This window comes from Nitrospirae bacterium CG2_30_53_67, from assembly GCA_001873285.1.
Lineage (GTDB): Bacteria > CG2-30-53-67 > CG2-30-53-67 > CG2-30-53-67 > CG2-30-53-67 > CG2-30-53-67.
In genome coordinates this window covers 1-11140 of sequence record MNYV01000041.1, presented here as the reverse complement: position 1 = coordinate 11140, position 11140 = coordinate 1, and the positions used below count along the sequence as shown (strand labels likewise).

At 52.3% G+C, this 11140-nt stretch carries 12 protein-coding genes; 6 read left to right on the top strand and 6 right to left on the bottom strand.

The window, feature by feature from the left end; all coding sequences use genetic code 11:
* The first annotated feature begins 1 nt into the window (after position 1).
* From AUK29_02400 to AUK29_02375, 6 genes are all read left to right on the top strand, one after another.
* Positions 2-187: a hypothetical protein gene (locus AUK29_02400; protein ID OIP65652.1), complete on the top strand. Its 186-nt coding sequence runs from the start codon at positions 2-4 to the stop codon at positions 185-187.
* A gap of 282 nt (positions 188-469) precedes the next feature.
* A complete protein-coding gene (locus AUK29_02395) occupies positions 470-844 on the top strand; it encodes a two-component system response regulator (protein OIP65651.1) in 375 nt (124 codons plus the stop codon).
* Complete coding sequence (locus AUK29_02390; GenBank protein ID OIP65650.1) at positions 841-1923, top strand: hypothetical protein; 1083 nt, start codon at positions 841-843, stop codon at positions 1921-1923. Before AUK29_02395 ends, AUK29_02390 begins: the two co-directional genes overlap by 4 nt.
* Before the next feature lie 5 nt (positions 1924-1928).
* The gene (locus AUK29_02385) at positions 1929-2429 is read left to right on the top strand and encodes a hypothetical protein (protein ID OIP65649.1); all 501 of its coding nucleotides are present in this window, start codon (positions 1929-1931) and stop codon (positions 2427-2429) included.
* 388 nt (positions 2430-2817) lie between these two features.
* Positions 2818-3540, top strand: a complete 723-nt coding sequence (locus AUK29_02380; protein OIP65648.1) for a hypothetical protein — start codon at positions 2818-2820, stop codon at positions 3538-3540.
* A gap of 2 nt (positions 3541-3542) precedes the next feature.
* Positions 3543-4553 (top strand): hypothetical protein, encoded by a 1011-nt coding sequence (locus AUK29_02375; GenBank protein ID OIP65647.1) that lies wholly within the window; start codon positions 3543-3545, stop codon positions 4551-4553.
* Between the two features lie 32 nt (positions 4554-4585).
* On the opposite strand, the gene AUK29_02370 is transcribed toward AUK29_02375, so the two are convergent.
* The 6 genes from AUK29_02370 to AUK29_02345 all read right to left on the bottom strand — a co-directional run bounded on the left by AUK29_02370 (position 4586) and on the right by AUK29_02345 (position 10945).
* The gene (locus AUK29_02370) at positions 4586-5677 is read right to left on the bottom strand and encodes an S-methyl-5-thioribose-1-phosphate isomerase (GenBank protein ID OIP65646.1); all 1092 of its coding nucleotides are present in this window, start codon (positions 5675-5677) and stop codon (positions 4586-4588) included.
* 193 nt (positions 5678-5870) lie between these two features.
* Positions 5871-8276, bottom strand: a complete 2406-nt coding sequence (locus AUK29_02365) for a phenylalanine--tRNA ligase subunit beta (protein ID OIP65645.1) — start codon at positions 8274-8276, stop codon at positions 5871-5873.
* A 427-nt stretch (positions 8277-8703) separates the two neighbouring features.
* Entirely contained in the window at positions 8704-9729 is a 1026-nt protein-coding gene (locus AUK29_02360) for a phenylalanine--tRNA ligase subunit alpha (protein ID OIP65644.1), read from the bottom strand.
* Between the two features lie 65 nt (positions 9730-9794).
* A complete protein-coding gene (locus AUK29_02355) occupies positions 9795-10157 on the bottom strand; it encodes a 50S ribosomal protein L20 (GenBank protein ID OIP65643.1) in 363 nt (120 codons plus the stop codon).
* Between the two features lie 55 nt (positions 10158-10212).
* Entirely contained in the window at positions 10213-10404 is a 192-nt protein-coding gene (locus AUK29_02350; GenBank protein OIP65642.1) for a 50S ribosomal protein L35, read from the bottom strand.
* 13 nt (positions 10405-10417) lie between these two features.
* Complete coding sequence (locus AUK29_02345) at positions 10418-10945, bottom strand: translation initiation factor IF-3 (protein OIP65641.1); 528 nt, start codon at positions 10943-10945, stop codon at positions 10418-10420.
* Positions 10946-11140 lie beyond the last annotated feature (195 nt).

Below are 11140 nucleotides of genomic sequence, written 5' to 3'. Positions count from 1 at the left end.
CATGCGGCTTCTCTTTGAGCCCTTCCAGCAGGTGGATATGTCGCTGACCAAGAAATACGATGGGACCGGCTTGGGCCTCTATCTCTGTAAAAAGCTGTCCGGACTTCTCGGTGGAACCATCTCGGTCCAAAGCCGTTTCGGGAAGGGGAGCGAATTTACGGTGCTGTTGCCGGTTAAAAGGTCATGAAAGAAGAACAGACGCCACAGAGGGCACAGAGAAAAGCCTTTTACGCCACCAAGGCACAAAGGCGCCAAAAAATACTACCCAGCCACGAATGGGCACGAATAAATAACAGCCGTTTCTTTGTTTTGTCATTGTCCGGCTCGACCGGACAATCCAGTTCGACTGGCTGGATTCCCCGATCGGGCCTGTCCTCCGACTTGATCGGGGGATCGGGGAATGACAAGGTCTGGTTGACTGATGAGGTTATGTATATGTCTGTACAATACTGCCATGAGGAGAAAGACCATGAAGCGCATCCTGGTCATCGAGGACAACGAGGCGAACATCTATCTAGTCCGCTTTATCCTGGAGAAGAGCGGTCATGAGGTTATCGAGGCACGAGACGGCGCCTCGGGTGTGGCCCGGGCCCGGGAACCGGGATTGGACCTTATTCTGGTGGACATTCAGCTTCCGGATATTGACGGCCTGGAGGTGACCAGACGGATCCGTGGTTCCGGGGCCGATCAGACGGTCCCGATCGTGGCGTTGACCTCCTATGCCATGGCCGGCGACCGAGAAAAGGCCCTGGCCGCGGGGTGCGCCGGATACATCGAGAAACCCATTGATCCCGAGACATTCATGACCGAGCTGCAGAAATATTTTCAGGGGAAGGATTTATGAAAATTCTGATTGTAGAAGACAATAAAGAGACGCAATACCTGCTGGAGACACTCTTGATGAAGGAGGGCCACCAGGTGACAGCGGCCGCCAATGGGGAAAAGGCCCTGAAGATCGCCCGAAAAGAGCGGCCCGGACTCATCATTTCCGACATCCTCATGCCGGTCATGGACGGCTTTGAATTCTGCCGCCAAGTCAAGGCCGACCCGGCCCTGCAGAGGGTCCACTTTGTCTTCTACACCGCGACCTATACCGAGGCCAGAGACGAGGAACTGGCCTATAAGCTCGGCGCCGACGGGTTCATCCGGAAACCCACGGAGCCCGAAGAGTTCCTGAAGATCATCCGGAAGGTCATCCAGGAAGCCGAAGCAGGAAAGATCCGGAAAAATAATGCCGGAGTCGAGGGAGAGAAACAGATCCTCAAGCTCTACAACGAACGGCTGGTCATGAAGCTCGAGCAGAAGATGCTCCAACTCGAGTCGGCCTATGTCGAACAGGAGCATGCCAAAAAGGAACTCCTCCTCTTCCGGACATTGCTCGATCACTCCAACGACGCCATCTTTGTCGTCGAACCCGATACAGGGCGCATCCTGGACGTGAACAAGCAGGCCTGCCGTAGTTTGGGTTACACCCGGGAAGAGATGCTCGCCCTCCACGTCTGGGAAATCGACAGCCGGATCGCCACCCTCGATACCTGGGGACTGCGCGCCGCCGAACTCAAGAAGATCGGCCAGGACCTGGCTGAGCGGGAGCACCGCTGCAAGAATGGAGACGTGACGCCTGTGGAGATCAACGCTCGCTATGTCTCCCTCCCAGACCGGGACTACATCGTCGCTGTGGCCCGTGACGTAACCGAGCGAAAAAAACTTGAGGCCCAGTTTCTTCAGGCACAGAAGATGGAGGCCATCGGACGGTTTGCAGGCGGCATCGCCCACGATTTCAACAATCTTCTCACGGCCATCATCGGCTACGCGGACCTTCTTCTGCACACCTTCTCCCCGGAGCAAACATCTTCGAGCCTTTCTACACAACCAAGAAAGAAGGCACGGGCCTGGGGCTCTCCACGGTCTATGGCATTGTAAAACAGTTGGGCGGCCATATCTATGTCTACAGCGAACCGGGACAAGGGACAACGTTCAAAGTTTATTTTCCCGCAATTTCGGAAACAGAGGATGAGAAGGCGCATCCCCTCCCCTCCCTAAAAGATGCGATCCCCCGAGGCAGCGAGACGATCCTCATTGTTGAAGACGAAGCGGTCATTCTTGATCTGGCTGTTCAGGTTTTATCGGATCTGGGATATCAGGTTTTATCCGCCGGAACCGGGGAAGAGGCCTTGCGCCGGATGCAGGAGCATGTGGGAGACATTGACCTGCTTTTGACCGACGTGGTCCTGCCGGAACAGAGCGGCCCGGATATGGCCCGGCAGATCAGGAAGACCCGCCCCGGCATGAAGATTCTTTTCATGTCCGGCTATGCGGACGAACGGATCCCCCTGGACCAGGAGGGTGTTCACTTCCTGTCCAAGCCTTTCACACCGTCTGTGCTGGCCCGGAGAATAAGAGGAGTCTTGGATCACCGAGAGAATTAATAAAGCTATTTATCTAATGAATTCATGGAGTTGCATCATGAGTCCCAACCTCTTCACACGCCGTCCCCTGGTCTTAAAACCTGAGGGGCCTCTTTTAGTATGCCGGCATCCGGAAAAATTCTCCATTCCCGTATCCTGCCGTCACATCCATGGGATTATTTTATTCTTTGTTTTAACTTTATTTTGTGCTATATTTTCACAATTTCGATGGAGGACACGGAATCTCCTAAAGGGCCTATTTTCTACTGGGGCATAGTTGTATCCATCAAAAAAAAGTGCTATATTAAATAAAATCGTGATTTGATTTTAAAAAATAAAATCAATAATGAACGCATTATCCAAAACAACATTAGAAAAAGTTCCGAAATTAATGAACGCACATAAAAAGATGGGGTCACCGTCTCCTTCACGGTTCAAATTTCTTCCGAATATCCATGACGTCATCTCAGATCTGTCCCATGACCTTCGGTCCCCTATGAACAGCGTCATCGGCTTTTCCGAGATCCTCCTGAGTGAACGCATCGGGAATCTGAACGCTGAACAGAAGAAAGAGGTGGGCATCATTCTGAGAAGGAGTACGGATCTCCTGACCATCCTGGATCATCTGGTGGAATATTGCCGGGCCGTCGGACAGAATACCGAATTTCATCAAGACTTGATCGCCGTCCACCCTTTTTTGAATTCCACACTGGACAAGATCCTCCGTTCCATGAAGGTTCAGGGGAAAGGGATCAACCTGTTTTACACTCCGTCCAAAATTTCTTACCGGATACTGGGGGACGAGCAAAAGTTGCAGCTTATTTTGGAAAATATATTTGAGGGTGTGCTTTTTCTGTTCAAGCCCCGGAAGATTCATGTCAACGTGAAAGAGCTCCCGGCGGCGAAATCCGTCCGTTCCCGGGGCGCCCTCGGCATCATGCTGGTTTTTTCCGGATCGGGTATCATGGAAACGGAAGAGCTTTTCACATGGACCGTGAAAAGCAATATTCCAGGAAGGATTCGATTTGGTATGCTCTTGTCACGGTTCTATATGGCCATGATGGGAGGGGAAATGTCCGTCACCAGGACAAAAGGGCGTTTGGAGATTCATTTAACTTTATGCAAGGGATAGCTATGAAAACAACCGCATTGAACAACATGATGAACGACATTCTGATCGTAGACGACATTCAAGACAATCTTCTCTTATTGAAAACCATCCTTGAACTGAACGGCTATCACGTTCATGCCACACAGAACCCAAAGGAGACCAGCAAGATCCTGAAAAAGAGCAAGATCGACCTGGTGATCCTGGATGTCAACATGCCCGAATTGGATGGTATGGAACTCTGCAAGAGGATCAAGAAAAACCCGGCTACGGCCCATATCCCCGTGATCCTTTTTACCGCGGAGCGGACAACCACGGAAGACATCGTATCGGGTCTCAATGAAGGCGCAGATAAGTATCTGACCAAACCGATTCAGGAGGCGGAGCTCCTGGCATGGATCCGGGCCTCTGTGCGGGACAAGATCAACTTTGACAGCACCTTCAGGCAGATGAACGAAGAAAGACGGATCTTTGAGCAGGCCTGCAACGAGGCTCCGATCGCCATGATCCTCTATGATTCCATGGGAACACCGGTCTACATGAATCCAGGATCGAGGGCTATTTTTTCCAAATTCAGTTCAGGAACAAGGACCCGCACCAAACCGCCTTACGGCCTTCACCCCTCCGTGGTCAAGCTGCTCCGGAGTCTCTATGCAAAATCCCTGACCGCCCGGCGGAGAAAACGATCCAACCGGGCAGAGACCGAATGGACCTTGCCGGACGGACAGGTCCTGAATGTCCTGATGATGATTCTGGAAAAAGACGAAAAGGATCCTCTGGGGAACGATTACATCCTGGTGATGACCCATGTGCCTCCAAAGGAACTCCCCTTCGACACCGATACGTTCGCCATCCGGTACGGACTCTCCCGCAGAGAGAAGGAACTGGTCAACCTGATCTTCCAGGGACTGAGCAACATGGAGATAGGCGAACAGATGTTCATCAGCGAACATACGGTCAAGGTGCATTTAAAGCATATCTTCGACAAGGTGGGTGTGAAAAACAGGACGTCCTTGATCAGGAGGCTCTTTGCCTGATTTCGGGGCGATGATGGATCAGCAATAGACAGCTATTCCGGTTTCCCCTGAGTTTTTAAATCCGGATGGATCCGGATGTTTTCCATGTCCGCTTCGGGGTCCTTGATCTTGTAAACATCCCCGGGGTAAAAGGCCCCTCTTTCCGTGATGATGGCTGTAATGTAACGCGCGGGGGTGACGTCAAAGGCCGGATTGGCAACCTTCACGCCTTCCGGGGCGATCTGCATCTTATGGAAGATATGGGTCACTTCCATGGGGTCCCTCTCCTCAATGGGAATATGTTCACCGGACGGCAAGGATAGATCAATGGTGGATGCCGGGGCCGCGACATAAAAAGGGATGCCGTGTTCCTTGGCAAGGACGGCCACGGAATAGGTCCCGATCTTGTTGGCCGTATCTCCATTGGCGACGATCCTGTCCGCCCCCACCATCACAAGATGAATCATCCCCTTTTTCATGAAATAACCCGCCATGTTGTCGGTGATCAGGGTGACATCAATCCCCTCCTGCATCAATTCCCAGGCCGTGAGCCTGGCGCCCTGAAGAACCGGCCGGGTTTCATCGGCAAATACCTTGATTTTTTTCCCCTGCTCTTGGGCCGTGTAGATCACGCCGAGGGCGGTGCCGAAACAGGCGGTAGCCAGTGAACCCGCGTTGCAATGGGTCAGGATCGTGTCATGATCACGGATGAATTCGGCTCCATAACGTCCCATGGCCCGGTTAACCGCTATATCCTCTTCTCCGATGGCCTCGGCTTCACGGATCAGGCCCTCTTTTATCTCCTTGACGGAAAGCCCTTTGCTCCGTTCTGCAAAGGCCTTCATCCTCTGAACCGCCCAGAAAAGATTCACCGCCGTAGGTCGTGCCGAAGCGATCTCATCACAGATCGGCCCCAGTTTCTGAAGTAAATCACCTGCGGATTCGGCCTTGACCTCCCGGGCAGCCAGGGCCACGGCCATGGCTGCCGTAACCCCGATGGCCGGCGCTCCGCGCACCACCAGATTTTTAATTGCAGAGATGACTTCATGATAATCGGAATATTCCCGGTAAACGACTTTTAAAGGCAGAAGCGTCTGATCGATCATGCGGACCTTGTTATTTTTCCACTCGACTGTGGGGATCATATTGTTTGTCCTGAGAAGCCTTTCGTTTGTAAATTATGATCTTTGATTTATTATTTCTGGTTCTTTTCCTCTACGAGCCATCGGCCATTTAGTGGGTAAAAAGGGTTCCAGGGGTCGAGGGGTCAAGGGTTCAAGTGAGATACTGAAACGCAAGCAAAATCTACAGAGAAAAACCCTTGAACCCTTGCCCTCTTTATTCCCGCAAAGCCGCATGGAATGCTTTGCCCATCTCTGCCGCAATCCGGTCCCGGATCTTGTTGATCTCCGGGTCGGTCAAGGTCCGATCATCGGCCTGAAATCGTATTCTAAACGCAAGGCTCTTCTTCCCTTCAGGAATGTGCTTCCCCTTGTAGAGATCAAAAACACGGACCTCGCGGATCAGGTCGGGTTTCAGGCTCCGTATCCGTTCCTGGACCTCGGCACAAGAGATCTCTTCAGCAAGGATCAGGGCGATGTCTCTGTCTACGGAAGGGAAATGCGGTACGACCTCGTAACTGACCGAGTCATCGGTCTCCTGCAGGCAGAGGTCAAGGTCCATCTCACCATACTGGACCGGATCGGGAAGTTCAAATTTTTTCAGGATACCGGGATGAAATTCACCCATAAAGCCCAGCCGAGTCTTGCCGCATTCGATCCATGCGCTTTTTTTAGGATGCAGGAATGGAAACTGATTCTGGGGCGAAAAGACCACGCCGCCTATCCCAAGCCTATCCAGAAGTTCTTCCAGATCCCCCTTCAGATCAAAGAAGTCCACCCTTCTCCCCGGCATATCCCAACCCAGGGGCTTGTCCTTGCCGGTGATCATCACGGAAAGATGATTTTTCTCCAAAGGAAGACCCGAGTTCCGGGGTTCAAAAACATGCCCGATTTCAAATATCCTGATGTCCGGCAACGAACGTTTCAGGTTGTATTGAAGCGTGCGGATCAATCCGGGCAGCAGGGTTGACCGCAGCACGCTCTGATCCTCGCTGAGAGGATTTCGTATTCGGATCTGTAAGCGCAGAGGGTCTTCGTCCCCGATGTTCAGGTCGTCCAGATCCTTGGGATTGTGGAAGCTGTAGTGAATGGTCTCCTGGTATCCTAAACCGGCTATGATCCGGCGGACCCGTACCCTCCACTTTTGCGCAGAGGTCATCTCCGATGACGTCATCAAGGAATGGGGAAGCGTGCTTGGAATCCTGTTGTAACCATAAATTCTCGCCAACTCTTCGATGAGATCGATCTCACGGGTCAGATCGGACCTGAAACTTGGAATTCTGACCACGGTCTTGCCTTCGCTCTTTTCCGCGATTTCAAGGGAAAGGGAAGTGAGAATGCGGTTGATCTCATCGGACGCCATATCGAAACCGAGGATGGAATGGACGTGATCCTGACGGATCGGTATCTCAAGGGGTGAACGTTTGACCGGGTAGAGATCGATCCGGCCTCTTGCGATTTTTCCACCGGCGAGTTCCTGAATCAGGGAAGCCGCTCGGTCCAATGCCTTGACCATTCCTTCTATGTCGGTTCCCCGCTCAAAACGGTGGGAGGACTCTGAATGGAGCCCGATCTGTTTGGATGTCCTGCGAATGGATGCGGGATTGAAACAGGCCGCTTCAAGGAAGATCCGGCGGGTCTCCCCGTTAACCTGGGACCCTTCACCCCCCATGATCCCGGCTATGGCCATGGGTTTCTCCGCATCACAAATGGCGAGCATGGAGGGATCCAGTTCCCTCTCAACGCCGTCCAGGGTCAGGATCTTCTCCCCTTCACGGGCCTTTCGCACCACGATTTGTTGTTGTGATATGAGATCGAAATCAAAGGCATGCAATGGATGCCCCATCTCAGTTAGAACATAGTTGGTCACATCGACCACATTGTTGATCGGCCGGAATCCCGCCGCCCGAAGACGCTGCTGTATCCTCAAAGGAGAAGGCTGAATGGTGACGTCCACGACCATCCTGGCGGTATAGCGCATGCAGAGGGCCGGATCGCGGATCTCAACATGACTCAACGAGGAGATCTCCTGGCCCGTCTCCGAAACCGTGGGAATCGGCATCTTCAGAAGGGAACCGGTCAGGGCCGCAATCTCCCTGGCAACGCCCATGTGGCTCAACGCATCCGGGCGATTCGGAGTCACGTTCAATTCCAGGATCGTGTCTTTCAGCCCCAGGGCTTCCGCAGCCGGCGCCCCTACAAGAAATTCCTCGCCCAGGATCATGACCCCGGAGACATGATCCGATATGCCCAGCTCTTTTTCGGAACAGATCATCCCGTTGGATTCGACGCCGTATATTTTGGCTTTGCGGATTTCTTTTCCGCCGGGCAGTCTTGCGCCCGGCAGGGCCACCGCCACCTTGTCTCCGACCCGGTGGTTCGGGGCTCCGCAGACGACTTGGAGATGCTCCTTCCCGACATCAATCCTGCATAAGGTGAGATGATCGGTCTTGGGAATGGTATCTTTAGAGAGGATCTGTCCGACGACAAGGTTATTGAGCCCTTGATCAAGGGCGGTCATGGACTCTACTTCCAGCCCCGCCATGGTCAGACGGGCGGCGATTTCCGAAGGAGAATCATCGAATGCTGCAAGTTCCCTCAACCAGTTGTAACTGATCAGCATCGGCTTATTTCCAGAGTGATTTTAAATACGCTGCCACAAAGTCATCAGGACAAAATTGTTAAAAATCTGGTTTTTCTCCCATATAGTGGGTAAAAGGGTTCGAGGATTCCAGGGTCCAAGGGGTCAAGTGAAATACTTAAATGCAAGCAAAATCTCCAGAGAAAAACATTGTAACCTTTGAACCCAGGATGACTTATTGTAGTAGCCGTCGCAGACGGTCCCGGCCCGGCAAGAATAGATTCAAGGAGATGCCGGGATCTAACGACAAAAATAGAGAAAAGCGGTGCACGCGAAGCGTAACCCTTGAACCCTAGGACCCTTGGCCCCTTATGTTTTTAGCACTTCACTCGACCCCTCGAATCCTTGACCCCTTGACCCCTGATGTTTTCACCCATACTTTTGGAGGTGATCTTAAATCTTAAAATGCTCAAAACTGCGACAGGAACCGAAGATCGTTTTCAAAGAAAAGCTTGATGTCGTCGATCCTATATCTGAGCATGGCGATCCTCTCCACACCCATGCCAAAGGCAAAACCGGTGACCTCATCCGGGTGGTAGCCGACCATACGAAAGACCTCCGGATCCACCATGCCGGCGCCCATGATTTCGAGCCATCCTGACTGTTTACAGACGCGGCAGCCCCGGCCTTCGCACATGACACAGGCAATATCCACCTCAGCAGAAGGCTCGGTGAAAGGAAAAAAACTGGGACGGAAACGGACCCCGATTTTTTTGCCGAATATCCGGTGAAGAAAAAATTCGAGGACGCCTTTCAAGTCGCCGAAAGTAATATGCCGGTCCACCATCAACCCTTCAACCTGGTGAAACATGGGGGTGTGAGAGATGTCGGCATCGCAGCGGTAGACCTTGCCGGGAGCGATAATCCGCACCGGAGGGGCTTGACTTTTCATGGTCCGTATCTGGACCGGAGAAGTGTGGGTGCGAAGAAGGATATCGTCCGTGATATAGAAGGTATCCTGCATATCTCGGGCGGGGTGATCCCTGGGAATATTCAGGGCTTCGAAATTATAATAGTCTTCTTCCACCTCCGGTCCTTCGGCGATCCGGAAGCCGAGACCGAGAAAGATCTCTTCAATCCTCTGAAAAGTCTGTGTGATCGGGTGCAGCCGGCCGGTAGGCCTTCTTCGTCCTGGAAGGGTAATGTCAAGCCTCTCCTCCTCCAGACGCCTTTCTTCTTCGAGACGAGAGATTGCTTCTGTCCGCTGATCAATCCATGCCTGAAGCTTGACTTTCAGTTCATTGACCGCCTTGCCTGCCGACGGGCGATCCTCCGGAGTCAGATCCTTCATCCCGCTGAGCAGGGGTGTCAGTGTCCCTTTCTTCCCCAGGATACGGACACGGCAGGCGTCAACATCGGACAGGGTCGAAGCCTCCATGATTTCACGCATGCTTTGCCCTTCGATCCTGCTCAGCGCTGATAATATCTCAGACATAGTCATTGACATCGGGCTTCATCCAGCTAAAACGTTAAGAAAGCATGGCGAAAATGAAGAAAATATTATTCAGCGGTCAAGTGGCTTTTGGCGACCTCGGTGAGGCCGGCAAAATCCTGGGGATGGTTCACGGCCAGTTCCGCCATCATCTTCCGGTTGATTCCGACACTGGCATTCTTGAGCCCCTGGATCAATTTGCTGTACGTCATACCGCTCGCCCTCGCGGCCGCATTAATCCTGGTGATCCAGAGCTGCCGGAAATCCCTTTTTCTCAGCTTTCTCCCGATGTATGCGTTCAGCAGCGCCTCGTCCACGGCCTCAATGGCCGTGCGAAAAAGACTCTTCCGGGCCCCGTAAAATCCTTTGGCCGTCTTCATGATCTTTTTCCTGCGCTGAAGCCGCTTGTTGCCGCCTTTGACTCTTGACATGGGTTATTCCTCCTTTTATTCCTTGCCTCAAACAGGGTCTTTCTCTGCTGAGAGATCAGGAAAGAAGTTTCCTGATACTCTTAAAATTAGCGTCAGCAACGAGAGTCGAGTGCCGAAGCTTGCGTTTCCTCTTCGTGGTCTTTGAAGTCAGAATATGACTCGTATTGGCCTTGCTTCTCTTGATCTTGCCCGTTCCGGTTTTTTTGAACCGTTTCGACGCCCCTCTATGACTCTTGATCTTCGGCATATCTGATCACCTCTTATGAATGATTCATTTTCTTCCGTGAAGCAGCCCCTGAAGATTTCGGAGCGAGGATCATGATCATGTTCCTCCCTTCCATTCTCGGCAGTTGCTCCACCGTGCAGATCTCCGAAAGTTTTTCGATAAACTCCGACAACAACTTTTTCCCTCGATCGGAATACATCATCTCCCGTCCCCTGAACATGACGGAGATCTTGGCCTTGTTGCCCTCCTTTAAAAATCGCTCTGCATGGCCCACCTTGAAGGACAGGTCATGTTCTTCGGTATTCGGCCTGAGTTTGACCTCCTTGACCAGGATCACCTGCTGCTTCTTCCTTGCAATGCTGGCCTTTTTGCTCTTCTGGTAAAGGAATTTTCCGTAATCCATGATCCGGCATACGGGAGGTTTGGCTGTGGGCGCGATCTCCACGAGATCCAGCCCTTTTTCTTCACAGATCCGCAAGGCCTCAGAGACGGGAAGGATTCCCATCTGGCTCCCGTCATCGCCTACCACACGGACCTCCGGCGCCCGGATATCCTGATTCACCCGCTCTTTCTGGTTGTCTCTTTTTTTTATACAATCACCTCCTTCAATAAATTAAGGTTCTTCTCCCATTTAGTGGGTAAAAAGGGTTCGAGGATTCCAGGGTTACGCTTCGCGTGCCCCGCTTTTCTCTATCTTTGCCGTCTGCGACGGCTACTACACTTGGGTATCTTGGGGTCAAGGGGTCAAGTGAACCCC